Below are 26,788 nucleotides of genomic sequence, written 5' to 3'. Positions count from 1 at the left end.
TTTTAGATTGGTAAAGTTTTCCGTTTATGAAAGTGTGGTTTCTCATGGGGTGGATGCTGTTGACAACGGTAGCGATGGCGGCCCCTTCCGACAGCCTGTTGACCCGGCTGAACAAGACGATCGACCGGAAGGAGGAGTACACCAAAACCAAACTGACCCGCCTGGAAGAACTCCACCAACAATTAAACCGCACCCCAACCCGGGATGATGAGACCCGGTTTCACCTGCTGCAGGAAATTTCCGAAGAATATAAGGCCTTCATTTACGACTCGGCCTTCATCAACATCCAGAAGCTGCAACGGCTCGCCTACAAAATGAATGATCCCGTGCGGATCTCCTATGCCCGGGTCAAGTTGGGATTTATCCTGCTTTCGTCGGGCATGTTCAAGGAAACCATCGACACCCTGAGCCGGATGCGGGTGCAAGGGTTGCCCGACAGCATCCGGGTGGACTATTACGCCATCCTAGCCCGGACGTATTATGATTTGGGAGACTTCGACCGCGACGGGTACTACACGCAGCGCTATACCGCGCTGGGAAACAAGTATGTTGATTCGGCCAAGGCCTTGTGCCGTCCCACGGATTACAATTTTGTGTATTTGAGCGGGTTGAAAAACCTGAAGAACGAAAATACCCGCGAGGCACTGGCCAACCTGAATCAGTTGTTGAACGAGTACAAGCTCACCCCACACCAACTGGCCGTAACGGCCTCCACGCTCAGTTACTTCTACATTTCCCGCAACGAACCCGACCAGGCTATCCACCTGTTGGCACAGGCCGCCATTGCCGACATCATATCGGCCACAAAAGAAACGGCAGCCATGTCGAGCCTGGCCGAGCAACTCTACAACCGGGGAGACCTGATGAATGCCTACACGTTCATTCAGCAAGCCATGGACGACGCCATTTTTTATGGCGCCCGCCAGCGCAAAGTGCAGGTGGGTTCTATCTTGCCCGTGATCGCGGCGGCCAAGGTTCACAACGTAGACGAGCAACGCCGGCGTTGGCTGATCTACTCCACGGCCTTGACCGTGCTGGCCATCCTGGTGATTGTTTTCGCGGTGGTGATTTACAAGCAGCTGGAAAAATTGAAGCGGACGGAAAAGGCGCTGCTGGAAGCTAATACCATCAAGGAGGAGTACATCGGCTATTATTTTAATATCAACTCGGAATACCTGGGCAAGATCGAGGCGTTTAAAAAGGCCGTGGAAATGAAGTTGATCACCAAAAAGCTGGAAGACATCAAGTTCATTGTCAACAATATCAACGTGAAGAAGGAGCGGGAGGAGCTGTACTTCAGTTTCGACAAAGTTTTTCTAAAGCTGTTCCCGGATTTTATAACGGTGTTCAACTCCTATTTTAAAGAGGAGGACAGGATCGTGTTGAAAGAAGGGCAGTTGATGAACACGGAGTTGCGGATCTTTGCCCTGATCCGCATGGGCATCCACGACACCGAAAAAATTGCGAAGATCCTCGACTACTCCATAAATACCATCTACAACTACAAAGCCCGGGTCAAGAGCAAGTCGATCGTGCCCAACGAGAAGTTTGAGCAGAAGATCATGGAGATCCAAACGGTTTAGCGCCCTCCAAAACACTCACATAGGTTTATATTTTGATCGCACGAAGTTTTTTGCAAACGATTGATATTCAATTTTGTAGCGATTTATAGCATCCACTTTTATTTACATTTTTAGTGGAATAATTCATCCATCCTTTTCCGGACGCGTGCTTTGTTGAGCTGACGCAAACGATAGCGGGAGTCATTTTTTCGCTCGTTGCACAAACCCTAACGCTCAACCCATGAAGGCATTCTACGTCGTATTACTGATCTTTTTGTTCGCCTTGCTGGCCCTGACCGGCCACAGCAAAGACCGCCCGGTGGAGGTCGCTTCCCCCAACGGCCAGTTAACGGTTCAATTCGAATTGAAGCATGGCGTCCCGTTCTATAGCGTCTTCCGCCATAAAGTTGCGATCATAAAACCCTCTGCCCTGGGGTTTGTGCTCAAAGACCTGCCCGCCTTGAACAAGGATTTCAAGATCGTTTCCGCCAAAACCGGTTCGTTCGACGAGACCTGGACGCAGGCTTGGGGTGAGGTGAAGACCATCCGAAACCAATACAACAGCCTGACCCTTTCGCTGGAAGAAACCACAGGACTCAAACGCAAACTCGACATCGTCTTCCGGGTCTTCAACGACGGTCTTGGTTTTCGCTACGTGATCCCCGAGCAACCCAACCTGAAAAGCTTTGTCATCCTGGATGAACTCACCGAGTTCGCCCTCCACGACGACTTGTCGGCCTGGTGGATCCCGGCCATTGGCGACGACATGGACAGCGAGTACCTGTTCAAAAACAACAAGGTGAGCGAGCTGAAGGAGGCCGTGCACACGCCGCTGACCATGGCGGGCAAAGACCTGTATGTGAGCATTCACGAAGCCGCCCTGGTGGATTACGCTTCGATGACGTTGCTGAACAAAGGCAACCTCACCCTGAAATGCGACCTCGTGCCGTGGGCCAATGGCAACCGCGTGGAGGCGACGGCGCCCCTGCAAACGCCGTGGCGCACCGTGCAATTGGCCGACAAACCCGGCGACCTCGCCACGTCCTACCTCATCCTAAACCTGAACGAACCCAACGTCATCGGCGATGTTTCGTGGATAAAACCCGGCAAGTACAACGGGATCTGGTGGGGCATGCACCTGAAAACGCAGACCTGGGAGGGAGGACCTCACCACGGAGCCACTACGGCAAACATGAAGGCGCTCATTGACTTTGCCGCCGCGCATCATCTCTCGGCTTCCCTGGCGGAAGGTTGGAACGAGGGCTGGGAAGGCGACTGGACCAAGTCGGGCAATTTCAACTTTACCAAGCCCTATGCGGACTATGACCTGGAGGAGGTGAGCCGTTATGCCAAAGAGAAAAACATCGGCCTCATTGCGCACCACGAAACCGGGGGCAACGTGGCCAACTATGAGCGCCAGTTGGAAGATGCGTTCAAACTTTGCCAGACGTATGACATCCACCGGGTGAAGACGGGCTATGTGAACCGCACGCCATCGGGTGAACGTCATCAAAGCCAATTCATGGTGCGTCACTATCACAAGGTGATGACGCTGGCCGCCCAGTATCACATCATGCTGGATGTTCACGAACCCATCAAAGACACCGGCCTTCGCCGGACCTATCCGAACATGATGACCCGCGAAGGCGCGCGGGGCACGGAATACGAGGCGTGGAGTACAGGCAATCCGCCCTCGCACACGACGATACTCCCTTTTACGCGTTGTCTAGGCGGGCCGTTGGATTACACGCCCGGTATCTTCGACATCACCTTCAAGAATGACGGCTCCCACCGTGTGCACACCACGCTCGCCAAACAACTTGCCTTGTATGTCGTGATCTACAGCCCCATGCAAATGGCCGCCGACCTGCCGGCCAACTATGAAGGCAAACCCGCTTTGAAATTTATCGAAGATGTGTCCACGGACTGGGAGGAGACCCGCGTGTTGAACGCCGAGATCGGCAAATACGTGACCACAGTGCGCAAGGACCGCAACAGCAGCGATTGGTACCTGGGCAGCATTACCAACGAAGACAAACGAACGCTGGAAGTGAAACTGGATTTCCTCAAACCCGAGCAGAAATACGTCGCCACGATCTACCAGGATGGCAAAGATGCGGACATGACCTCAAACCCGCTTCCCATCGACATTTTCCAAAAGGAGGTGGATGCCGCGTCAACGCTCACCCTAATCCTGGCCCCGGGCGGTGGTACGGCCATTCGCTTCCAGGAGAAGAATTGATGATAACATGACTTGCACGACCATAAAAAACGACGAGCCTATGAAAAGACCTTTACAAAGTATACGCGACGCAGCCGTGCTTTTTATGACGCTGGTGTTGTCACTCATCATCCTTCCGGCGCAATCGCAGGATGCGGAAGGAAAGCGGACCCTATCCGGCCGGGTGACGGCACCAAACAAAGAGCCCATTCCCGGAGTGAGTGTCTATGAAAAAGGAACCACTACCGGCACGCTAAGCGACGCCGACGGCCGCTTCACCCTCACCGTGAATACGGAAGCCGTGCTGGTGTTTAGTTCCATTGGATACGTAACGCAAGAAGTTCCGCTGGGCACACAGACGGTCGTCAACATCGCGATGGCGGAGGATGTGCGGGCTTTGGATGAGGTGATCGTTGTGGGGTATGGCGAGCAGAAGCGTTCGAATGTTACCGGCGCGATCTCGTCGGTGAACGTCGATAACATGGAAAACAAATCCGTTCTGCGCCTGGACCAGGCGTTGCAAGGCATGGCCGCCGGCGTGAACGTGACACGCGACGGGGGAGCTCCAGGAGCGGCCCCCACCATTCACATTCGCGGTGTGGGTTCTATTGGGAATACAGAGCCGTTGTGGATCGTCGATGGCATTCGCATGAGCCCGGGCAACCAGTTTGATGTGGACGATGTGGAATCCATTGAGATATTAAAAGATGCCGCTGCCTCAGCGATCTATGGGATTCGCGCAGCACACGGCGTCATCCTGGTAACGACCAAGCGCGGTAAGGGCAGTCTCCAGGTGAACTTCAAAACTTCCCTGGGCAAGCGCAGCCCCATTCACCTTCCGACCTTACTCAACAGCGCGGATTTTGTGAGATACAAAAAGGAGAGCCGCCTCAATGCGGGCCAGAATCCGGAACCGGCCTGGGACAACTACCAGGACGACACCGATTGGGTCAAGGCGTTTTATGGCGGCAGCGGGGTGGTGAAGACCTATGACCTTTCGGTGTCGAAGGGGGATGACAAAAGTAATTTCTTCCTGTCGTTCGGACATGACACCGAAGATGGCATTCTCATCGACAACAACTACAAGCGCTATAGTATGCGGTTGAATTCCGACATGAAGCTGACCAAGTGGTTGAAGATGGGAGAAAGCGTGCTGCTTTCGCGCGTGATCGAGAATCCCATCGGTAACAACAACGAGAACGTTACAGGAGGCGTTCCCTATCGCTCTATTCCCATCATGCCGATCTATGATGCGACCAATGAATTTGGGGGATGGGGAAAAGGTCCCGTTTATTTTCAAGGCCCTAATCCGGTGGCAACCCAGTATCAACAACACGAGACGCGCACGTATAGCCGTGTAGACGGAAACGTGTACCTGGAAGCAAATCCGTTAAACGGATTGACGGTCCGGGGCACGGTAGGTTATAACTATTACAATTATTTAGGGCAGAAATTTGATGAAGCCTTTAACTACGGATCGTTCTCCAACCCGATCGCGGCGCTAATCTATAGTTCAGGAAACGACCAGACCATCACCGGTAACCTAGTGGCCACCTATGCGCGGTCGATAAAAAAACACAGCTTCAAGATCATGGGCGGCTATGAGGCCATGAAGTACGATTCACGGCACTTCAACGTGATCGGCAACCGCTTCCCGGTGGACATGGCCTCCAGCATCAACCTGGCGACAGGCGCTATCGCCACGACAGACAAAGCCAACGTGAATCAGTCGCGGCTCGTCTCGCAGTTTGGGAGGTTCAACTATAGTTATGATGAGAAGTATTTGCTCGAGGCAAATATACGCCACGATGCCTCGGCGCCGAATTTTGCGATGAAGAACATTTGGGGAACCTTCCCATCGGTGTCGGCGGGTTGGCGAATTTCGCAGGAGCGTTTCTTTCAGAATGTGCCCTACATCACCAACCTAAAGCTGCGTGCCAACAGCGGATCGATCGGGTCCAACAACAGCCGGGATTTTATTTACCTGCCCACCTACACGTCGCAGTTCTCTACTTATGCATTCGATCTGAACGGAAGCAACAAAGTCCCCGGCTTCTTTATCAGCCGCTTTACCAACGCCGATGTGACCTGGGAACGGGTGGTCATGCACGACGTGGCGCTGGATCTGAAAGCCTTTGAGAATAAGTTTTCGATCAGTGTAGATTATTACATCAAGGATACCAAAGACATGTTGTACCAGGTGCCAATACCGTCTTCGTCAGGTATCGCGGTGCATAATTTCGATCCGGTGAGCCCTGAGGTCAACGTGGGGACCATGCGCAATACCGGCTTCGACATTGATCTAGGATATAACACCAGCATTAAAAAGTTTGATATCAATGTGACCGGCAATACCTCGTTCATGAAGAACGTGCTGACAAAATTGTCGGACGATCGCAACGGCGCGCTCATCAGCGGTAGCGGCGGCGGTCAGATCGGGGGGATGACACGCACGCAAGCCGGCAAACCTGTGTCGAGTTTCTATGGCTACCAGGTGCAACAGATCTTGAATTCTGCCAACGATGTCTACGCCGTGAACTCCTGGGCAGCCGATGGTACCTACCAGGAAGCGGGCACTGGCGCCGGCGATTTTATGTATCGAGACCTGAGCGGTCCGGACGGGGGACCGGATGGTGAAGTCACCGCAGAGCACGATCGCACGTTCATTGGAAATCCCTGGCCGAAGATGACCTATGCGCTGAACATCGGCGTGACCTACAACCGCATCGTTGATGTAGCCCTTCAGTTTCAGGGTGTGCAGGGCGTAGACATCTTCAACGCCAGCAAAGCCTACACGCGCAACTTCTTTGGCGACGACAACACCACCACCGACATCTTCGAAGCATGGACCCCGGATCATCACACCAACAACCCGCGCAACATTGCCAGCGACCCGAACCAGAACTGGGGCAAACCTTCCAGCTATTTCGTGGAGAATGGATCATACCTGAAGTTGAGAAACATCCAGATCGGTTTCAATGTGCCGCAGCGGCTGCTGGAGAAGTGGCACATGAAGAAGCTCCGCTTTTATGTGAATGGCAACAACGTGCTCACCTTCACCAAGTACTCGGGCCTCGATCCGGAAATTGCCGGCTCCAACCTGAGCCGTGGTGTTGACTTCGGATACTACCCGCAGGTGCGCACGTTTACCGGTGGTTTTGAACTCCAATTTTAAGACGATATGAAACGCAGGAAAGTCATTGTATACTTTTTCTTTTTAGCCGGTCTTGCCGCCATGGCAACGGGCTGCTCGGATAATTTTCTGGAGCTAACCAATCAGAACGAACTCACCGCCGACAACTTTTATACGAAGATCGAGAACTTCGACCTGTCGCTCAATGCCACCTACGATGCGGTGAAGAACCTGGATCTTTTCGGTCAAACCTTCTATGTGCAAACCTTGCTGGCGTTGCCACACGAGTCCGATTATTGGAATGCACAAAACCGGAACGAAGTAACCTCGATCGACGGCAATGTGTACATCGCGTGGCGGGGATTCTTCCGCATTGTGGCCCGCGCGAACGATATCATCGGGAATGCCCCGGCCTATGAAACCAGCGGCAAGGCCACCCCAGACCAACTCGCACAGTTGAAGCGGATCGTCGGCCAGGCACATTTTCTCCGGGGGCTGGCCTACTTCCACATGGTGCGCCTTTGGGGTGAGGAGTCTTATGCGGTAGACAGTACGCGTCTTGCTGTGCCGTTGATCCTGAAGGTGGCAAAGACCCGGGACGAATTGATGATCCCGCGGGCCAGCGTGGGAAAAGTATATACGCAGATCATCAAGGATTTTGAAACCGCAGAGTCGCTGGTGCCCGAGGGTTGGGATGCCAACAACATTGCACGCGTCACCAAGTTTGCCGTGGAGGGCTACCTCGGTCAGGTGTATCTCTACATGGAGAACTATGAAAAGTCAAAACAATACTTCGACCAGGTGTTTGCCAGCAACAAATATGCGCTGGTGCCCTTTGAACGCTACGACGATTTGTTTCAAGGCAAAAATGAATTTGGCCGGGAGTCGCTGTTCGAGCTGAACTATACCGTCGATATGCAGCAAAATATTTGGGAGAACGGCCTGGGTTCCGGCATTGCGCTGGTGCTGGCCCCTCCCGGCAGAGGCTGGAGCAACTGCACGCCGCATGGTGTGAACATCTTCAGATTTCACAACGACCCACGCCTGAAGATCTGCACCTATGCCCCCGACGATCTTGCTGCTGACGAGACCGGCGCCATGACCCCGGCGGGAATAAGCCAATTCAATTACACGGGTCACAGCTTCCGGAAATATGTGCCCAAGGATTATTGTGTGCTCACCACCAACCGGAACAGCGGCACCAACTATCTCCTGATGCGTCTCGCCGATGTGTACCTCATGTACGCCGAGGTGATGAACAAACTTGGAGACGATGCCCAGGCTTCTGAATACATGAACAAAGTGCGCCGCCGTGCCTATGGTTTCTCGCCCGATGCCTCGGAGCCGAGTGTGGACTACGTTGGGTTAGGAGGGACGCAACTCCAGGATTCCATACGCGAGGAGCGCTTTCGCGAGCTTTTTGGCGAAGGCCATCGCTGGTACGACATCGTGCGCTGGAAGATCGTGGAGCAGGAAGTAAACAAGTACAACACGCTGAATAAGACCCAAGGCGTGATCGTGTACAACGCCAAAGACTACTACTACCCCATACCGCTGCAGGAGGTGGACAACAATACAAAAATGGTGCCCAGCACGGGCTATTGACGATATCGATCATGACTGGAAGTACACTGAAATATAGATATCCCCTGCGCCACGTGATGCTAACGATGAGTCTGGTGATGGCCATGCTGTTCTCCTGCAGCTCGTCCGATCCGGAACCGGAAAAAGAAGTGACGGGACCACCATCGGTACAAAAAACTAACGACATGAAAGTGTATATGCACTACATGCCCTGGTTTCAAAGCAAGCCCTTTGCCGGCTATTGGGGCTCACACTGGACGATGGCCAACAAGAACCCCGATATCATCGAAGCCGGTGGCCAACGACAGATCGCGTCGCACTACTACCCGCTCATCGGCCCGTATGACTCGCGAGACAAAGATGTGATCGACTATCATTTGCTGCTGATGAAATATGCGGGCGTCGACGGGTTGCTGATCGACTGGTATGGCACGCACAGTGTCTATGACTACAAGGTGAATGCCATCGCTACGAATGCCGTGGTGGCGGAGCTCGACAGTGTGGGCCTCCAGTTTGGGGTGGTGTATGAAGATTATACCGCGCAGAACGTGGAAGCCAAAACAGATCTCACCGCGGTGCAGGCGGCGCAAGCCGACATGAAATATCTGAACGAAAACTACTATCCAAGGAAAAACCACATCGCCATCGACGGAAAGCCCTTGTTGCTCACGTTCGGGCCCCGCTATTTTAAAACAGCCAGTCAGTGGACGGAAATCTTTAAAGGCACACAAGCGCCTGTGTTTCTGCCCTTGTGGGATCATGCATCCCTGACCGGTTCGACGGGTGGCGGAGAATTTTCGTGGGTGGACTTCAATACATCGCTGAGTCAGCTCACGGCTTTCTACGGAAAAGCATCGGGAGGAAAATTGAAACTCGGTTCGGCATATCCGCGCTTCCACGATTTCTATTCGGAGGGTGGCACAGGCACCAGCTATGGTTACGTCGATTTCAACAACGGGCAAACACTTCAGAACACTTTGAACAAAGCGACGGAATATGACCTGAAATATTTGCAGCTGGTGACCTGGAATGACTTTGGCGAAGGCACCATCCTCGAGCCCACGGTGGAGGATCAATTCAAATGCTTGGAGATCCTTCAGGCTTTCACAGGCGTGTCGTATACAAAAGCCGAGTTGGAGCTGGTGTATTCCTACTATCTGAAAAAAATAAAATACAAGGGCAACAAACCCGCGCTGGCCACGCTGAAGCAGACTTTTCAACACCTCGTGAACCTGGAAGTAGATCAGGCGCGGGCGCTGTTGGATTCGCTGGAATAAAAACATTATCCGCACCTACGATTTGAACCTTAACGATCAAAACTAAAACTGAACACCTATGAAAAAATTATCCTTAAAACTTTTACTGATGTTGACGCTGGCCCTCCCGCTCATCATCGTGTCGTGTAGCAAAGACGACGCCGAGCCGGAAGAGCTGATCCCTAAGTTGGATGGCGTCTATATTTATGGTACCAATACCGTTGCTGCCTCGGCGGTTGAGCCCGCGGCCCGCATGAACGTAGCGCAACTTGATCCCGGCAAAGCTCCCGGCGTGGAGTCAGAGGACGGCGTATTCGGAAAATTCATGTATATCGGCGCCGGTGCGAAGATCAAAGTTGCACAGGTGGTAGGCGGCGTGGGCACGATCTATGGCGCTGAAAACGGCGGCAAGAAAGAGCTGGGAACAGACATCGAAAATGTGCCCATCAACGACATGGTGATCCACGGAACATTGGTGGCCGATGCTGCCGAGATCGCGGTGGGTGATGAAGGATTGTATTATGCCTATGTTGACATCAACAATAAGAATTTTGTGATCATGCGTGTGAAAGCCAACATGATTGGCGACGCCACACCGGGCGACTGGACTACGGCGACCAACCTGGCTCAGAAGTCCGTATCCAAAGACTCTTCTGTATTCGAAAGCACGGTCAAGCTGAAGGCCGCGGCCGGCTATCGCTATCGCTTCAACGATGGCTGGCACGCCTACAATGAAGACGGCGTGACCACCGTCATGTCGAGCCTGGGGGTGGAAGACTATGCGGCTGCCTGGGCCTCGGGCAAGAACGACCTGGGCTTTTTCCTTTCCAATATACCCAACCACGCCGGTGGCAATATCCTGGTGAAACTGAAATACACGGCCGCCACCGACACCTGGTCGGAAAGCAAGCTCACCGATTTCAGCGCTACAAAAATGGGTCTGTTTGGAAACGCCTACAAAGTTGGCGATGTCGAAGCGAACTGGGACAACGGCTTTGACCTGAAGACTCCAACCAAGTCCGGCACCATCTACACCTGGAAATGGACGGACGTAAGCCTCATCGGCGATCGCGAATTCGTGTTCCTGGAAAATGGAAAATGGGAGGGCTCTTACCTGGTCGACTTTAGTATGGCCACGACGAATGGTTCTGCCATCACCGATGGCAAAGTGAAAGATGCCACGGCCGCCGGCAAGGACTACCACAACTTTTATGTCGCCACCGAAGGCAAGTATGACATTACGCTTTCGGTAGACGGAAAGACCAACACCAACACGGTTACGATTGTTACGAAGTGATCGTGAAAGTGTGAAACAGAATAAGGTTAACCGCTTATTCGCTTTGAAGCGGGATGCTCTAAAGGGGAGCGTCCCGGCTTCAAATGTTGCCGGATAAACTTGAGAATAACTTTTTTTAACTCCGCATGTATGCGCATAAAACAACAACCACTACCTGCAAGAAGAATACAATTCGAAGGTGTTCACAAAAACGACTCGTTGCTGATCGGCAATTTCGGCGATGTTGAATTCATCGCGAAGGGATCGTTTGACCTGAGCGGTATGATCTATTGCGTCCGCAGCTCCGTCACCTTCCAGGTGGTGGGCGATGGGTGCATCACGTTTCACGGTTCCTGTCGCAGGCTCGTGATCGATTATGTGAAGGGCAACTGTGTGCTGGATTTCAGCAAGCTCGAATGTAAGGAAGCGGTTTGCATTGCCGTGAAGGGCAAGTCGGAAATTATCCTCGGCCCCACCAAGGTGGTCAGCCGTGCCAACATTCAGGACGAAGCGGTCTTGTGGTATACCAACAACCCGGTGTTCACCAACTATTCCATTGCCGGCGCAGGCCGCATCGAGCAGCTGACGCGTATGGTGGCGAATGCGGGTTGATCCTTCGGGCGACGCGTAGTGCGCTCATTTTTTCTTTTGCAACGCCTCGTAGGCTTTGACCATTTCCTCATTTTCCGGTTCAGCCCGGAGCAGGGCTTTGCGTTTTTCGGGGTCGGCCTCCCAGCGATAGATCCAGCTGAAACCGGCGCTTCCAAAATAGTATTCGGGTTGTTTATACACGTCGTCCTGGAGGGCTTTGTCCAGGGTGATGAAGGTGTAGCCTTTTTTGCGCAGGCCATCCACCAAGGCCTGCAGGTAGTCGGTGTTGAGGGCGTTGTCGTGGCAGAGGTAGATGTGTTTGATGGGGCGCCCGAACCTTTGCTGACAAAGCGTTTCAAAATAGTCGAACAGCGCCAGCGTGGTGCTGACATAGGTTGAGCCGATCTGTTGGGCTTTCGCCTTGTCGTTGTGTTGTAAAGCATCTTCGTATAGGGCGCTGTAGGCCCAGTCAGAATTTTCGATGGTGAAGGGTGTCAGCGTGTAGCCTTTGTTTTCCAGGAAAGCGCGCATGTGGTGGTGCGCGGCGCTGTCGGGTCCCATGTCGTTGAACGGGAAACGGAAATACTTCAAGGTCTTCCCTTGGCGCTTCAAAACATTGGCGGTGATGACCTCGCCCTTCAACACACTTTCTTCGAACGCCGCAGCCCCTGACGCGGTGTATCCGATGTGGTTGAACGAGTGATTGCCCGCCGTGATATTTTTATCCAGGATCCATTTCTCCAGGCCTTTGAAATTCTCGGCCGCAAACGCGGTATTGTACAGGTTGGCTTCATTGCTGAAGATGGCTACCGGCAGCGCGAGCGCATCGATCTTTTCAAGCAGCCGCGAACGGAAACCGTCTTGTTTGTAAAGGCCCGCGTTCGGAACATCGTCCAGCGTGAAGGCGACTTCTTTTTGCGCAACGCAAGCCGTGGAGAGGAACAGGAAGCAAAGCAGAACGTATAGTTTCATGAGGGGTATTTAAATGAATCTGTGTAAAGGTAAAAGTAAGGCTTAATCCGGTTTTTGAAGAAGGACGAGGAACCGTCTGCATAATTTTTTCGCAAACCTGTAGCGAATGCACTACCTTCATTACGGATAAACCCCTATTCTTCGCCCATGAAAAAAATCGTAGCCCTGCTGGCCCATGTACTACTCCTGACGAGCTTTATTTATGCGCAGCCTTTCCACGACGATATCGTCAACTTTAAGAAACAAGACAGCCTGAGCGCTCCGCCGGCGCGTCCGATCCTGTTTGTGGGAAGTTCGTCGTTCACCATTTGGCAAGATGTACAAACCTATTTTCCGGGCCGCACCATCCTGAACCGGGGGTTTGGCGGTTCGTCGCTGCCGGATGTGATCCGCTATGAAAAAGACATCATCTTTCCCTATCAACCCAAACAGATCGTGATCTATTGCGGCGAAAATGATATCGCGGCTTCCGACACCGTGACGGCCCCGATGGTGCTGAAGCGTTTCCAACAATTGTTTACCGACATTCGCACCACGCTGGGCGATGTGTCTGTCGTCTTCGTCTCCATAAAACCCAGCCCGAGCCGGCAAAAATTTCAACCCGTTGTAGTGGAGGCGAACAAATTGATACGTCAATACCTAAAGAAGGACAAACACGCATCCTTTGTCAATGTATACGATGCGATGCTGGGCAAGGATGGTCTTCCCATGAAAGAATTGTTCCGGGAGGACATGCTGCACATGAACAGCAAGGGCTATGCGATCTGGCAAAAGATACTCGGCCCCTATTTACTGAAAGGATAAAATTCCACCCGTCTTTGTTGGTGTTCTTCACCAACAAGATTTGTGCGAGTCAACATTAAATTTTAAACGCATCTCACCATGACCAACCGCCGACAATTCCTCAAACAAACCACCCTCGCGGGGGCCGGCATTTTTATCGCCCCCAGTGTCTTTAGTTTTCAAGGATCGCCCGCCGAAAAAGTGGTGATCGGCATGATCGGCACCAACAGCCGCGGCCTGGCCCTATCCTCCATGCTGGCCAAACTACCCAACGTGGACGTAGCCTACATCTGCGACGTAGACGACAACGTGATCGCCAAAACCCAAGCCGAGATCGAAAAGATCTCCGGCAAAAAGCCCCAGGGCATAAAAGACCTCCGCAAGCTTTTAGAAATAAAGGATGTGGACGCCGTCGTCATTGCAGCGCCTGACCATTGGCATGCCCCTGCGGCGATGCTGGCCCTGAAGGCCGGGAAGAACGTATATGTAGAAAAACCCTGCGCACACAACCCAGCCGAAGGTGAGATGCTGGTGGCTGGGGCGGCAAAATATAACAAGCTCGTGCAAATGGGCAGCCAGCGCCGTTCGTTTCCCAAGGTGATGGAAGCCATGCAGGCCCTGCACGATGGCGCGATCGGCCGCGTATATTTTGCCAAAGGATGGTATGCCAACGGAAGAAAGCCGATCGGCGTAGGAAAGGTCGTACCCGTACCCACTACGTTGGATTTTGAACTCTGGCAAGGCCCCGCACCACGCAAACCCTACAAGGATAATCTCGTGCACTACAACTGGCATTGGTTCTGGAACTGGGGCACCGGCGAGGCATTGAACAACGGCACACACGAGATCGACGTGATGCGCTGGGGCCTGGGCGTGGACTATCCCACGAAGGTGGTGTCGGGCGGTGGCCGCTTTGCGTATAAAGACGATTGGGAGACACCGGATACACAAACCATCACGTTCGAATTTGCCAACAACACGGCGATGACCTGGGAGGGACGCAGCTGCAACAACTTCCCCGTAGAAGGCGTAGGCCGCGGCGTGATCTTCTATGGCGAAAAAGGAACGATGGTCATTCCCGGTGGAGATGACTACAAGATCTTTGACCCCGAAAACAAACTTGTCAAAGAAGTGAAGACGGATCTGCAACAGGCAGACATGGTCAACACCATGGGTATGGGCGAGCGACTGGATGGCATGCACTTGCTAAACTTTGTTGAAAGCGTGCGGGGCAAGACGAAGCTGAACGCACCGATTTCCGAAGGTCATAAATCGACATTGCTGCCACAATTGGGCAACATCGCCTATCGTACGGGCGGGACGTTGTATTGCGACCCATCCAACGGACACATCAAGGACAATCCGAAGGCGTTGCAACTCTGGAAGCGGGAATATCAAAAGGGCTGGGAAATGACGTTGTGATATGCCGCTCATAACCTTTGGCGTTGTAGGACCCAAAGCGGTTGCGCATATTCCGTTCCATAAACCAGATCCCTATGAAAAAACTCCTTTACCTGTTGGCACTGCTACCGACCCTGCTCCTGGCACAGTCCGGCAAAGTGTTTGATAACCTTTCGTTCCCCAGCAAGATCCTGAAGGGCGATCGCAAGTTTGCCATCTACCTTCCCCCCGATTATGAATCATCCCAACGCAGCTACCCCGTGCTGTATCTCCTGCACGGCGGCGGCGACGACCAAACGGGATGGGTTCAATTCGGTGAAGTACAGAACATCACCGACAAAGCCATCGCAGAAGGCAAGGCCACGCCCATGATCATTGTCATGCCCGACGCCAACACCGGCCAGCGTGGCTATGCCAACGACGTGAAAAATGAGTGGCGTTATGAGGATTTCTTTTTCCAGGAATTGATGCCGTATGTCGAGAAGACCTATCGGATCAAAAAAGACAAACACTATCGCGCGGTAGCGGGTTTGTCGATGGGAGGAGGGGGATCGTTCACCTACGCCTTACACCACCCGGAGCTTTTTGCGGCGGCCTGCCCACTGAGCGCAGCAACCGGTCCGTTGACGCTGGAGGATACGAAAGCTTATCTGGAGCAGCGGAATAATCTAAACGGTACGGCCGCCGAGATCGAAGCGTACTACAAGCGACAAAGTGTATTGGAGTTGATCAAAGCCATGCCCGACGATCAGAAGAAAGCCGTCCGTTGGTATATCGATATTGGCGATGATGACTTTTTATTTGAAGGCAACTCGTTAGTGCACATCGCCATGCGCAAAAAAGAAATCCCCCACGAGTTCCGCATCCATGATGGCGGACATACGTGGACGTACTGGAGAGCAGCATTACCGACAGTCCTTTCGTTTGTATCGGATTCGTTTCATCAGTATTGAGATAAGGAGCCAGCTAGCTGGTAATCAGTAGCGCTAGTAGTCAGTAGGGGCGAGGTTAATATTTAGCTCGTTGCCCCTTGTTGCTTCCTTCATTTTTGGATGATTGGAAAAGCATTGTTTGCTTCGGGAGGGATGAGTGGAAGAATTCTTGTTGGTGAACACCAACAAGGGCGGTGAGGTTAATATTTAGCTCGTCGCCCTTGTTGCTTCCTTCATTTTCGGAATGATTGGAAAAGCATTGTTTGCTTCGGGAGCGATGAGTGGAAGGAATTCTTGTTGGTGAAGAACACCAACAAGGGCGACGGGCGGTGAGCGCGAATGTCAAGTACCGACTACTGGCTACTAGCTACTGACTACTGGCTACTGGCTACTGGCTACTGACTCCTGGCTACTGGCTACTGACTCCTGGCTCCTGACTCCTGACTCCTACCTCTTCCCCCGCAACCGATCCATACAATTCGCCATCGACCGGTAATGATGATACGTCGCTTTCCAAATATGCCCTTTCAATCCTTTCTTTCTATCGGGCTCCTTATCTAGTCCAGCCTCATACCAATCGCCGTATTCGTGGTCGATGAGATAGGTATCATTGTATTTCCACTGCGTTTTGAATTTCTCGTAATACTGATGTTCATCGTCGGGAAAGAGATCGGCCATGAGCAGGAGGGTGTTCATGCCTTCGGCCTGGGCCCACCAGTTTTTGGTGTCGCGGGTGACGGTGATGCCGGGTTTGTCTTTGAAGTAGTAGGCCTCGTCGTAGAAGCCGCCATTGGGATCCCAGCAGTTTTGCAGGGCGTGGTCCACCATCTTTTTGGCAATGCGCAAGGTGGTGGTGTCGTTTTGGTTGCCCGCAATGTGGGAGGCTTCCAGCATGAGGTAGGCGGTCTCAATGTCGTGGCCCGCCGAAACGTGGTCCAGGTTGTGGTGTTTGAGCACGCTGGCTTCGGATGAGTCGCGGAAGGTCACCGGGGTCCAGTCGGGGAGAAAGAAGAGTTGGAGATAGCCCTTGGGTTGTACGATGGTGTCGCGGATGAGGTAGAGCATTTCCTGCAGGCGTTCGTGCACCAGGGCGTCGGGCCATACGGAGTATAGTTCCGTCAGCGCTTCCAACAAGTGAATGGAGCTGTTTTGATCTTTATAACCTGTTTCGGCGGTAGAGGGCACGGAGGCATCGCGTTGAATGACGGTGCCGTCGCGTTTCATGTGTTGATAATATCCCTTGCGTGCGGGGTCGTGGCTATGGGCTTCCAGCCAGGCGAACGACTTCTTTGCTAATGCCAGTGCCGCTGTATCGCGCGAGGCATGATAATAGGCCGATAAGGCGTAGAGACCAAAAGCATTTCCATACGCCGTTTTCTCCTCGTTAGGACCTGACTTCACAGCACCGGCGCGGTCCACCAGTGTATGAAAGCCGCCGTACGTTTTATCCCACATCACATCGTGCAAAAATAAAAAGCCGTGTCGCGCATTTTCTTTGTATTGTTTCACATCCGGGTAGCGCTCGGAGGCTTTTGAATTGGTCCACACATGGCGCGCCTGGGTCACGATCATTTTGTCCTGGTCGCCGGTGGGTTTGAAGTCGAAGGTGAAGGTGCTGAGAAAGCCGCCGTAGGAAGTGTCGACGGCCAGGGGATACCATTTGTCCAACGTTTCGGTGCGCAGTGATTTTTCCATGGCGGCGGCGATGGCTTCACGGTCGTCCGATGGCTTTGGCGTGCCACAGCGCACCAGCAACAGGATGGCTAGAATTCCGATGATAGGTTTCATGCGTCAGTTCCGGGTTAGGGGAAGTGAATATACACGACTTTCCGGTATTGTGGGAGACCGGCATACCGTTCGGCGGACCATTACTCCACGAGCGGAACGTCGGGACAGATTGATGGAGCGAAAGCGGGCTGAAGCTGTAACGGTCCGGTGATGAATGGAGCGCCATCAAAAAAGACAAAGGCCTCTGAAACGTCGCGTTTTCGCGGAACGGTTTCAGAGGCCTTTCGGCGTAAGCAAAATCGGTCTATAACAAGGTTGCCTCGATGGTAATGTCGGCTTTGAAAAGTTTGGACACGGGGCAGTTTGCTTTGGCGTCTTGCACGGCGGCGTCGAACTTCTCTTTGCTGATGCCGGGTACTTTCGCTTTCAACGTCAGTTGCGCTGTGGGGATGGTGCCCGTGTTGGGATCGAGGGTGATCACGCAGTCGGTAGACAGTTCGTCGGCGGTGAAGCCGGCTTCGTTGAGCACAAAGCTGAGTTTCATGGTGAAACATCCGGCGTGTGCAGCGGCGAGAAGTTCTTCGGGGTTGGTACCAACGCCCTCGGCGAAGCGCGAGTTGAAGGAGTACTGTGTCTTATTCAATACGGTGCTCTGCGTGCTGACCGTTCCTTTGCCGTCTTTGCCGGAGCCGTTCCAGACGGCGTTTGCTCTTCTTTTGATCATAGCGGTATGGGGTTATTTGTTTTGTTGAGCGATGAATATTTACCGGCGAATAATAACCGGCCTGTTTCAATGTCGGCGAAGATAGCAAATTCAGTTCGCCTGAAAATTTGACGGGAGAAAAATAACACAGGAGAAATGTGACGCGCGAGATTCGTCCTTGTTCAAGCAGGAGGGGTTATCCACGACCGGCGTGTCGCGAGGGCCGGTGGTATACGGTCGTCTGCGACATTTTCGCAAAATATCATTTACGCGTTGCAGGATGGCAAATCGCTGGCGATCAGAAGGGTAATGCGGTGCCGGAAAGCGGTTCACAAAGCTTTTTTTGACGGTTGCAATCGTTTTCCAGGGATTTTTTTATAATATAGTGTAAAATTGACACCTAATCGGAAAGGCCTATTTTCAAGCGTGGTTAGGGGATAGGCCGACCCATACGACTTATAAGAAAGAGATCGAACCAGACCAGAGAGCATTATGAAAAACAACGCAGAAAATTATTCCCGCCGCAGTGCCTTGAAGAAGATGGCAGGCACGACCGCCATGGCCGTAGCCGGTGCTTCCCTGGCCCACCGCTTGTCGGCCGCCGAAGCCGTACTGGACAGCAACCTGAAAGGCAAAGTGAACCACTCCGTTTGCCGCTGGTGCTACAACGATATTCCGCTCGAAGACCTGTGCAAAGCCGCCAACAGCATCGGCCTCACATCCATCGAACTGACCGGCCCGGAAGAATGGCCCGTCCTGAAAAAATACGGTCTTACCTCAGCCCTACCGTGGGGCGCCGGCAAAGGCATCGCTGAGGGCTTTAACAACCCCGCCTTACACGACGAACTTGTGAAGAGCTATTCGGAGGTCATTCCCAAAGCCGCCGCGGCAGGCCTCACCCAGATCATCTGCTTCTCGGGCAACCGCAATGGCCTTGACGACGAAAAAGGAATCGAGAACTGCGCCATCGGCTTGCAACGCCTCATGCCCATTGCCGAAAAATATAAAGTGACCATGGTCATGGAACTGCTCAACAGCAAAGTGAACCACCCCGACTACCAGTGCGATCACACCCCGTGGGGCGTGGCCCTCTGCGATAAAGTGGGTTCCGATCGCTTCAAGTTGCTCTACGACATCTATCACATGCAGATCATGGAAGGCGACGTGATCGCCACCATCAAAAAATATCAAAAGTATATCGCCCACTACCACACCGGCGGCGTTCCCGGACGCAACGAGATCGACGACACACAGGAGCTGAACTATCCCGCCATTATGAAAGCCATTTTGGAAACCGGCTTCAAAGGGTATGTGGCGCAGGAATTCATCCCCAAGCGTGAAGACAAGATCGCGTCCTTGCGTCAAGGGGTGCAAATCTGCGACGTGGCGTAAGTACGCAACGCCAGGGGTATACTTCGTCATATTATCATTGTAATCACTATTTAAAAAACAACTTTTCCTCTATGAGCACTCTACGCACCCTCGCGTTCATGGCATTGGTTTGCTGTGGCCTCACCGCAGCCGCCCAAGGCGCGAAAGAAAACCGGATCGTCGCGAGTCCGGAGTTTAGCAAATACACCATCAGCCGCCACATCTACGGTCATTTTTCAGAACACCTGGGACATTGTATTTATGGAGGATATTTTGTGGACGAAAATTCAACTATCCCCAACACACGCCGTATCCGTACCGACATCGTGGATGCGCTGAAAAAGATCCACATCCCAAACCTGCGCTGGCCCGGCGGATGTTTCGCCGATGAATACCACTGGAACGATGGCATCGGTCTGCGCGCCAACCGGCCGAAGATGGTCAACACCCACTGGGGTGGCGTGACTGAAGACAACAGCTTCGGTACCCACGAATTCCTCGACCTTTGCGAGATGCTGGGCACCGAGCCCTACATCTGCGGCAACCTCGGCAGCGGCACCGTGGAAGAAATGTCCAAGTGGGTGGAATACCTCAACTTCGACGGCGTGAGTCCCATGGCGGAACTGCGTAAACAAAACGGCCACGAAAAACCATGGAAGGTGCAGTTCTGGGGTGTGGGCAACGAGAACTGGGGCTGCGGCGGCAACATGACTGCCGAATTCTATGCCGACCAATATCGCCGCTACGCCACCTATGCCCGCAACTACGGCGACGCCAAACTGATGAAGATCGCCGGCGGTGCCAACTCCTTCGACTACCATTGGACGGAAACCCTCATGAAGAACGTTCCCCTCAACATGATGTGGGGTGTCTCGCTACACTACTACACCCTCGCTGGCGGTTGGGACAAGAAGGGCTCAGCCACAACCTTTGGTGAAAACGAATACTTCTCCGCCATGAAAGCCTGCCTGCGCATGGACGAACTGGTGACGAAGCACTCCACCGTGATGGACCGCTACGACCCCGAAAAACGTGTAGCCCTGGCGGTAGACGAATGGGGCATCTGGACGGACGTTGAACCCGGCACAAACCCCGGCTTCCTCTTCCAGCAAAACAGCTTACGCGACGCCCTCATCGCCGCCTCCACCCTGAACATCTTCAACAACCACAGCGACCGCGTCCGCATGGCCAACCTGGCCCAGACCGTGAACGTGCTGCAAGCCCTGATCCTCACCGACAAGGAAAAGATGCTGCTCACTCCGACGTATCACGTCTTCGATCTTTACCAGGTACACCAGGATGCTGCCTTGATCCCGCTGGCGGTCAACACTAAAGACTACGTCTTCGGTACCGAAAAACTACCGGCCCTGAACGCCTCCGCCTCCCGTGACAAGGACGGCAACATCCACCTCACCATCGTAAACATCGACCCGACAAACGCGATCGATCTTCAGGTGGATGTTCCGGGAACACAAAGCCTGAAGGCTACTGCACAAATCCTAACTTCGGAAAAGTTCACGGATCACAACACGTTCGAAAAGCCTTCGGCGTTGAAGCCGGTTGCTTTTGCGGGAGTGAAGAAGAGTGGCGAGTCGGTGGGGTTGAAGATCCCTTCGAAGTCGCTGGTGGTGATTACGCTTGCGAAATAGGACATACCGGGGGGAGTGTTCCCACTACTGAACATTATCCGCTAGCGTTAAGAAAACTCAGCTCCCGATGAAATTACGAGCTGGCGTGTCAAGAAATGCGAAGATCGATTTGGCGTTCCTGTGACACGCTGATGTTCGCGGAATTCAATAACCCCAGGCTAAAGCCTGGGGTTATTTCGTTTAGAGCAATACCGGTCTCCGATTTGCGGCAACAATCCATTGCCAATGAAGCTCCGCAGCAAGGATCTAAAGGGCAAGTTCACATGAGTAAAGAGCACTTCCGATAACGAAGCTGAATAACCCCAGGCTTTAGCCTGGGGTATAGGCAACCATCTAAAGAATTGCGCCACCCGCACATTGTCATATGGAATGCGAGCGTTCATGGCGCGTAACCTCGGTTAGCTCGGCTAAAAGTGCTGAAGGTGTGGGAAGCTTTTTAGAAACGCATAAACAAAGAAGCGGCGTTCCCATCACCAAGTCCCACTCGTTAATTTCCGCATTACACTATTCTGGCGTTTATAACGCAATAAATTGGGCATATTTGCGCATTGGATAACGCGTTGAGTTTATTAATTTGAGTGACCCAATGATTTTGCGATGGCTTAAAAGCTGACTGGTAAAAATGAAAACAGAAAAAGAACTGCTGCGCTTTTTAAAACAGGGAGATAAAGAATACCTGTCAAACATCACGATTGATTGTGTCATTTTCGGGTACCACGAGCGACAGTTAAAGATATTGCTGGGGAGCTGGAAAGGGTTAAACGGATTGGGACTTCCGGGTGGATTTATAAAGAAGAATGAACCCATTAGTCAGGCTGCCCTCCGGATCCTAAAAGAGAAAACAGGGTTGGATGATGTTTACCTTGAGCAGTTTCATGTTTTCGGCGATACGCCTTATCGTGTGAACAATAACGCCATACATCCTTCGATCGCAAAAAGCTGGCTGTCCGGACGAACCATTTCGGTAGGATATTATGCGCTGGTAGAGTTTTCAAAGGTCACGCTCGAGCCGGATATTTTAATTGATCGCTATGAATGGCATGACGTAGAGGGGCTTCCTCCTTTATTGTTTGATCATAATGATACCATTAAAACGGCCCTGCATCATCTTCGCATTAACCTATATCACAAGCCGATAGGCTATACACTGCTGGAGAAGAAATTCACGTTGCCAGAGATCCTGTTTCTGTATGAGACGCTCCTGAAGCGGAAACTGGACCGAAGGAATTTTCCCCGGAAGCTCGTCAGCCTGGGATTGATTAAGGATACGAAGGAAGTGAGGAAGATCGGTCAGCACCGATCCCCCAAACTGTATTCATTCGATAAGAAGAACTATGACAGAGCGTTGAAAGAGGGGATTGTATGGGCTATTTAGCCCCCCTTTATTTAATCCGCGTACCGGAGGCATTGAACATGTCCATCATGGTTCCCGTTAGGGTATCATTCTCTGCCTTCGCAAGCTTAATAAATACATCAAATCCCTGAGCGGTAAAGTTTGCCCGGATTGAATTCTCACCGAGCTCAACTGAGGTGAAGGGGGTCTCTTTTGCTTCTTTATCCGTCATTTTGCCAGACCATTTCCCATCCGCCTCTTCAAACGTAATGGTGAATTTTGCATCCCCTTGAGGTAATCCCTGAACAAGGACATCCCATTTTCCTAGAAAATAATCAGGCTTGTCCTGGGAATAAACAATGTGGCTGTTGATGGCGAACAACAGGAAAAGTAATAGCGCTGGGTTTTTCATAGTGTAATTTTTACGTTTTGTATTGCGTCAATTTGCGCAATAAATATAATTAGGCTATACTTGTATTTCAAAGTCTTCGGATAAGAAATTTTAAACATCATGAAAATAACCCGATTTCGATCCTTGTTGCCCATGGCCCTGGTGGCGATGATGGCACTGCTGCTTTCATTTCGCGATAGAATGGAAGATAAGCCAAGAGTCCTGGTATTCAGTAAAACCGATGGATTCAGGCACACATCCATTGAGGCGGGGAAGGTGGCGATAAAAAAAATGGCGGATGAAAAAGGGTTTGACGTGGACTTTACGGAAGACGCGCATCAGTTTGTTGCCAATAATCTAAAGCGATATAACGCCGTGGTCTGGCTCAATACCACCGGTGACGTGTTGAACCCTGAACAGCAAACTGAATTTGAAAGATACATTCAGGCAGGCGGTGGTTATGTGGGGATTCATGCGGCCACGGACTGTGAATATGAGTGGAACTGGTACGGTCGCTTAGCCGGTGCTTTTTTTCTCGATCACCCCAATCCCGAAAACGTGCAAAAGGGAAAATTTTATGTGGTGGAAAAAGATCATTGGGCAACGAAGGGCATGCCGGATGAATTTGAACGGACGGATGAGTTCTACAGCTTCAAACAAATCGATCCATCTATTAAAGTATTGATCGGGATCGATGAAAAATCCTATAAAGGTGGAAAGAATGGTGATCATCATCCCATGAGCTGGTATCATGATTTTGATGGAGGCCGGTCATTCTATACAGCCATGGGGCATACGGATGAAACGTTTTCGGAACCCTTGTTTCTTGATCACCTGTGGGCGGGATTACAGTACGCCATCGGTGAAAAAGGGCTGACGTTAGATTACGAAAAATCAAAACCGGAGGAAAACCGGTTCTCGAAAGTCATATTGAAAGAGAAGCTCAATGAACCCATGGAGTTGAGTGTGCTGAATAACGGAAGGATACTATTTATTGAGCGTCATGGCGCGGTGCGGTTGTATAATACGCAAACCAAACAATTAAAGACCATTGCTACGATTCCCGTCAGCACAAAGTATAAAGACCGTGACGGCAAAGTATCGGAGTCGGAAGACGGACTGCTCGGTTTAAGTAAAGATCCCAACTTTGCCACGAACCATTGGATCTATCTTTATTATTCTGATCCGGTCAAATCACAAAATATCTTGACACGCTATACTCTTGTTGGAGATGTGCTGGACTTAAACTCAAAGAAAGTGTTACTCGCCGTCGCCACGCAACGTGAGCAGTGTTGTCATACCGGGGGATCCATTGCATTTGATAAAGAAAGTAATCTCTACGTATCAACCGGGGATAATACCAATCCACATGGATCAAACGGATATAGCCCAAGTGACGAAAGACCCGACCGCTCTCCCTGGGATGCGCAAAAATCTTCTTCCAATAGTAATGACCTGAGAGGGAAAATACTTCGCATCAAACCCAAGGCAGATGGGACGTATTCCATTCCTGAGGGGAATCTCTTTCCAAAAGGAACGGCTAAAACCAGACCCGAGATCTATACTATGGGACATCGGAATCCTTTCCGGATTTCGATCGATCAGAAAACCGGGTTTGTCTATTGGGGTGAAGTAGGCCCCGATGCCAATGATCCGGATGCTACACGAGGTCCGGCAGGGCAGGACGAAGTAGGGCAGGCAAGAGCTGCTGGGAATTTCGGATGGCCCTATTTTGTTGGAGATAACAAAGCGTATTACAAATACGACTTCACTGCGAACAAGTCCCTTGAAAAATGGGATCCTTCAAAACCCATCAATACATCTCCGAATAACACAGGGATCAGTGAGCTTCCCCCCGCGCAAAAGGCGCTCATCTGGTATCCGTATGCAGAATCCCAGGAGTTTCCACTCGTCGGTACAGGTGGGCGGAATGCTATGGCCGGCCCGGTTTTCTATTCCGAACATTTCAAATTGGCCAAGCGATCCTTTCCGAAATACTACGACGGGAAATTATTTACCTACGACTGGATGCGAGGATGGATCATGTCCGTAACGCTTGACAAGGAGGGAAACTATGTTTCCATGGAAAGGTTCATGCCCAGCTATCGGTTCAGCAATCCCATGGACATGGAATTTTCCGCTGACGGAGATCTCTATATGCTCGAATATGGTTCAGGTTGGTTCACTGCCAATGACGATGCGCGACTGGTGAAGATCGAATACAATGGAGGAAACAGAAAGCCTGAGATCAAGTTAACCGCTGATCAATTAGGTGGCTCCATCCCATTTACCACAACGCTCAGTTCCGAAGGGACAAAGGATGCGGACGGCGACTCCTTAAATTTCTCATGGAAGGTCACGTCAAAGACAGGCTATAATAAAACACTGTCGGGTCCCATTGCAAAACTGTCGCTGGCTAAACCTGACATTTACAAAGCAACATTAACCGTAATCGATGGCAAGGGCGGAGTATCTACGCAATCATTGGAATTAGCGGCAGGAAACGAGCCTCCGGTTTTGAAGTTTGATATCGGGAAGGAAAACAAATCATTCTATTTCCCTGATCGGACCTACCATTATAAAATCATGGTTGAGGACAAGGAGGACGGAAGCATTGCCAATGGTAAGATCAAGGCGGACCAGGTTGTGGTGAACATTGACTACCTGGCGGAAGGATTCGACAAAGTCGAGATCGCGCAAGGGCACCGGACTGCGGATGCGTCGGCGAACGTCGTTAAGGGGATGAAGTTGATTGAGGGAGCGGATTGTAAGGCCTGCCATAGCGTGGACAAAAAATCTATTGGACCAACGTATCGTGAGGTTTCATTGAAATACAAAGGAGCAACCGCGGCGCAACAGAATCTTGTAAAGAAAGTGATTTCCGGCGGAAGTGGTGTCTGGGGTGAAGTTCCTATGGCCGCACATCCACAGCTTTCTGCCGAAGATGCCGCGGAGATGGTGAAATATATACTGAGCCTGGCAGAAGCAAAACCAAAAACGAAATCGCTTCCGGTCGAGGGTGTATATACGGCGAAGTTGCCAGCAGGCGATAAGGGACAAGGCGTATATATTTTTCGTGCTGCTTACAGGGATCGTGGTGCCAGCGGACTACCTAGTCTATCCTCAGAAGAAACCTTTACCCTTCGCAGTCCAAAAATCAATCCATCCAATTATGATTTGAGCAATGATGTCAACAAGATGTCTTATGGCGGTAATAAATTTGTCATTCCCACAAAGTCGGGAAGTTATGTTGGCTTGAGTAATATTGATTTGACCGGTGTTACGCAAATGGAGATTACGGCGGTAGCGCCAAAAGCACAATTGAACGCCGCGGGTGGTTTTATTGAAGTGCATATCGATTCACCGAAAGGGAAACTATTTGGTAAGTCTGACTTTATCGGTGATGGTGGTTTTGGTTCAAGCGCAAGCGTAATAAATCTCGAACAAACCACCGGGTTCCATACGCTGTACCTCGTGTTTACCAATCCGGAGTTGAAAGGTGGTGGCGCACTCATGGTGGTGATGAACACGACCTTCAAGTCGGAGAACAGCCCTTCCGAGACGAAGCGTGCGAGCACGGAATCGTCAACGGTCGAACTGAACGACTACGCAGGAAAATATAAGATGACCGGCTTGCCATTTGAATTTATTGTGATCACCATTAAAGATGGCAAAGTGATGATGGATGCCAGCGGGCAAATCGGGGAACTGAAGCCAACCGTTATGGCCGATACTTATGATGCCGATGGTAAGGCTACCATTAATTTCATCAGAGATGAAAAAAATGCAGTCAATAAATTAAAAATGGACGCCATGGGGTTCTCCTTTCAGGGTAGTAAAGAGTAGAGCCGGGCAACTACAAAATGGCGAGAAATAGCCATGGTGAAGTATAGCCACCATGC

Annotated in this window: 18 protein-coding genes; 14 read left to right on the top strand and 4 right to left on the bottom strand. The window is 51.6% G+C overall.

Annotation, left to right across the window (positions count from 1 at the left end; all coding sequences use genetic code 11):
- The first annotated feature begins 26 nt into the window (after positions 1–26).
- The 7 genes from D4L85_RS32525 to D4L85_RS32495 all read left to right on the top strand — a co-directional run bounded on the left by D4L85_RS32525 (position 27) and on the right by D4L85_RS32495 (position 11,644).
- On the top strand, positions 27–1,583 hold the full coding sequence (locus D4L85_RS32525) for a DUF6377 domain-containing protein (RefSeq protein WP_228450703.1): 1,557 nt from the start codon (positions 27–29) through the stop codon (positions 1,581–1,583).
- A gap of 220 nt (positions 1,584–1,803) precedes the next feature.
- Positions 1,804–3,804: a glycoside hydrolase family 97 protein gene (locus D4L85_RS32520; protein WP_119758271.1), complete on the top strand. Its 2,001-nt coding sequence runs from the start codon at positions 1,804–1,806 to the stop codon at positions 3,802–3,804.
- Between the two features lie 40 nt (positions 3,805–3,844).
- A complete protein-coding gene (locus tag D4L85_RS32515; protein WP_160144147.1) occupies positions 3,845–6,958 on the top strand; it encodes a SusC/RagA family TonB-linked outer membrane protein in 3,114 nt (1,037 codons plus the stop codon).
- A 6-nt stretch (positions 6,959–6,964) separates the two neighbouring features.
- Positions 6,965–8,521, top strand: a complete 1,557-nt coding sequence (locus tag D4L85_RS32510) for a RagB/SusD family nutrient uptake outer membrane protein (protein ID WP_119758269.1) — start codon at positions 6,965–6,967, stop codon at positions 8,519–8,521.
- Between the two features lie 11 nt (positions 8,522–8,532).
- Positions 8,533–9,777, top strand: coding sequence for a glycoside hydrolase family 99 protein (locus D4L85_RS32505; RefSeq protein WP_119758268.1), 1,245 nt, complete (start codon positions 8,533–8,535; stop codon positions 9,775–9,777).
- 58 nt (positions 9,778–9,835) lie between these two features.
- Complete coding sequence (locus D4L85_RS32500) at positions 9,836–11,053, top strand: hypothetical protein (RefSeq protein WP_160144146.1); 1,218 nt, start codon at positions 9,836–9,838, stop codon at positions 11,051–11,053.
- 129 nt (positions 11,054–11,182) lie between these two features.
- Entirely contained in the window at positions 11,183–11,644 is a 462-nt protein-coding gene (locus D4L85_RS32495; RefSeq protein ID WP_119758266.1) for a hypothetical protein, read from the top strand.
- A 24-nt stretch (positions 11,645–11,668) separates the two neighbouring features.
- Here D4L85_RS32495 and D4L85_RS32490 read toward each other — a convergent pair whose 3' ends face one another.
- Positions 11,669–12,595: a polysaccharide deacetylase family protein gene (locus D4L85_RS32490; protein WP_119758265.1), complete on the bottom strand. Its 927-nt coding sequence runs from the start codon at positions 12,593–12,595 to the stop codon at positions 11,669–11,671.
- A gap of 147 nt (positions 12,596–12,742) precedes the next feature.
- Between D4L85_RS32490 and D4L85_RS32485 the strand changes: the two genes are divergently transcribed.
- From D4L85_RS32485 to D4L85_RS32475, 3 genes are all read left to right on the top strand, one after another.
- Positions 12,743–13,399 (top strand): GDSL-type esterase/lipase family protein, encoded by a 657-nt coding sequence (locus D4L85_RS32485; protein WP_119758264.1) that lies wholly within the window; start codon positions 12,743–12,745, stop codon positions 13,397–13,399.
- Positions 13,400–13,477: 78 nt separating this feature from the next.
- Positions 13,478–14,800, top strand: a complete 1,323-nt coding sequence (locus tag D4L85_RS32480) for a Gfo/Idh/MocA family protein (RefSeq protein ID WP_119758263.1) — start codon at positions 13,478–13,480, stop codon at positions 14,798–14,800.
- Between the two features lie 74 nt (positions 14,801–14,874).
- Positions 14,875–15,732: an alpha/beta hydrolase gene (locus D4L85_RS32475; protein ID WP_119758262.1), complete on the top strand. Its 858-nt coding sequence runs from the start codon at positions 14,875–14,877 to the stop codon at positions 15,730–15,732.
- A 426-nt stretch (positions 15,733–16,158) separates the two neighbouring features.
- Here D4L85_RS32475 and D4L85_RS32470 read toward each other — a convergent pair whose 3' ends face one another.
- Both D4L85_RS32470 and D4L85_RS32465 read right to left on the bottom strand, forming a co-directional pair.
- Positions 16,159–17,499, bottom strand: a complete 1,341-nt coding sequence (locus D4L85_RS32470) for an AGE family epimerase/isomerase (RefSeq protein WP_119758261.1) — start codon at positions 17,497–17,499, stop codon at positions 16,159–16,161.
- A 244-nt stretch (positions 17,500–17,743) separates the two neighbouring features.
- Positions 17,744–18,163: an OsmC family protein gene (locus D4L85_RS32465; RefSeq protein ID WP_160144145.1), complete on the bottom strand. Its 420-nt coding sequence runs from the start codon at positions 18,161–18,163 to the stop codon at positions 17,744–17,746.
- A 471-nt stretch (positions 18,164–18,634) separates the two neighbouring features.
- On the opposite strand from D4L85_RS32465, the gene D4L85_RS32460 reads away from it, so the two are divergent.
- From D4L85_RS32460 to D4L85_RS32450, 3 genes are all read left to right on the top strand, one after another.
- Positions 18,635–19,534: a hydroxypyruvate isomerase family protein gene (locus tag D4L85_RS32460; RefSeq protein ID WP_119758260.1), complete on the top strand. Its 900-nt coding sequence runs from the start codon at positions 18,635–18,637 to the stop codon at positions 19,532–19,534.
- 98 nt (positions 19,535–19,632) lie between these two features.
- Positions 19,633–21,162 carry an alpha-N-arabinofuranosidase gene (locus D4L85_RS32455; protein WP_119758259.1) on the top strand — a complete coding sequence of 510 codons (1,530 nt, stop codon included), beginning with the start codon at positions 19,633–19,635 and terminating at the stop codon, positions 21,160–21,162.
- A 622-nt stretch (positions 21,163–21,784) separates the two neighbouring features.
- Positions 21,785–22,537, top strand: coding sequence for an NUDIX hydrolase (locus tag D4L85_RS32450; RefSeq protein ID WP_119758258.1), 753 nt, complete (start codon positions 21,785–21,787; stop codon positions 22,535–22,537).
- 7 nt (positions 22,538–22,544) lie between these two features.
- On the opposite strand, the gene D4L85_RS32445 is transcribed toward D4L85_RS32450, so the two are convergent.
- Complete coding sequence (locus tag D4L85_RS32445) at positions 22,545–22,907, bottom strand: hypothetical protein (RefSeq protein WP_119758257.1); 363 nt, start codon at positions 22,905–22,907, stop codon at positions 22,545–22,547.
- Between the two features lie 99 nt (positions 22,908–23,006).
- Here D4L85_RS32445 and D4L85_RS32440 point away from each other — a divergent pair, with 99 nt between their 5' ends.
- Positions 23,007–26,732 (top strand): ThuA domain-containing protein, encoded by a 3,726-nt coding sequence (locus D4L85_RS32440; RefSeq protein WP_418219847.1) that lies wholly within the window; start codon positions 23,007–23,009, stop codon positions 26,730–26,732.
- Positions 26,733–26,788 lie beyond the last annotated feature (56 nt).

The organism is Chryseolinea soli (genome assembly GCF_003589925.1).
Lineage (GTDB): Bacteria > Bacteroidota > Bacteroidia > Cytophagales > Cyclobacteriaceae > Chryseolinea > Chryseolinea soli.
Note: the sequence above shows the minus strand (reverse complement) of the source record. Positions and strands in the feature narration are given on the sequence as shown.

Coding starts and splice junctions, on each gene's coding strand:
- D4L85_RS32525 (WP_228450703.1), top strand. CDS start 27: ATGAAAGTGTGGTTTCTCATGGGGTGGATGCTGTTGACAACGGTAGCG.
- D4L85_RS32520 (WP_119758271.1), top strand. CDS start 1,804: ATGAAGGCATTCTACGTCGTATTACTGATCTTTTTGTTCGCCTTGCTG.
- D4L85_RS32515 (WP_160144147.1), top strand. CDS start 3,845: ATGAAAAGACCTTTACAAAGTATACGCGACGCAGCCGTGCTTTTTATG.
- D4L85_RS32510 (WP_119758269.1), top strand. CDS start 6,965: ATGAAACGCAGGAAAGTCATTGTATACTTTTTCTTTTTAGCCGGTCTT.
- D4L85_RS32505 (WP_119758268.1), top strand. CDS start 8,533: ATGACTGGAAGTACACTGAAATATAGATATCCCCTGCGCCACGTGATG.
- D4L85_RS32500 (WP_160144146.1), top strand. CDS start 9,836: ATGAAAAAATTATCCTTAAAACTTTTACTGATGTTGACGCTGGCCCTC.
- D4L85_RS32495 (WP_119758266.1), top strand. CDS start 11,183: ATGCGCATAAAACAACAACCACTACCTGCAAGAAGAATACAATTCGAA.
- D4L85_RS32490 (WP_119758265.1), bottom strand. CDS start 12,595: ATGAAACTATACGTTCTGCTTTGCTTCCTGTTCCTCTCCACGGCTTGC.
- D4L85_RS32485 (WP_119758264.1), top strand. CDS start 12,743: ATGAAAAAAATCGTAGCCCTGCTGGCCCATGTACTACTCCTGACGAGC.
- D4L85_RS32480 (WP_119758263.1), top strand. CDS start 13,478: ATGACCAACCGCCGACAATTCCTCAAACAAACCACCCTCGCGGGGGCC.
- D4L85_RS32475 (WP_119758262.1), top strand. CDS start 14,875: ATGAAAAAACTCCTTTACCTGTTGGCACTGCTACCGACCCTGCTCCTG.
- D4L85_RS32470 (WP_119758261.1), bottom strand. CDS start 17,499: ATGAAACCTATCATCGGAATTCTAGCCATCCTGTTGCTGGTGCGCTGT.
- D4L85_RS32465 (WP_160144145.1), bottom strand. CDS start 18,163: ATGATCAAAAGAAGAGCAAACGCCGTCTGGAACGGCTCCGGCAAAGAC.
- D4L85_RS32460 (WP_119758260.1), top strand. CDS start 18,635: ATGAAAAACAACGCAGAAAATTATTCCCGCCGCAGTGCCTTGAAGAAG.
- D4L85_RS32455 (WP_119758259.1), top strand. CDS start 19,633: ATGGCATTGGTTTGCTGTGGCCTCACCGCAGCCGCCCAAGGCGCGAAA.
- D4L85_RS32450 (WP_119758258.1), top strand. CDS start 21,785: ATGAAAACAGAAAAAGAACTGCTGCGCTTTTTAAAACAGGGAGATAAA.
- D4L85_RS32445 (WP_119758257.1), bottom strand. CDS start 22,907: ATGAAAAACCCAGCGCTATTACTTTTCCTGTTGTTCGCCATCAACAGC.
- D4L85_RS32440 (WP_418219847.1), top strand. CDS start 23,007: ATGAAAATAACCCGATTTCGATCCTTGTTGCCCATGGCCCTGGTGGCG.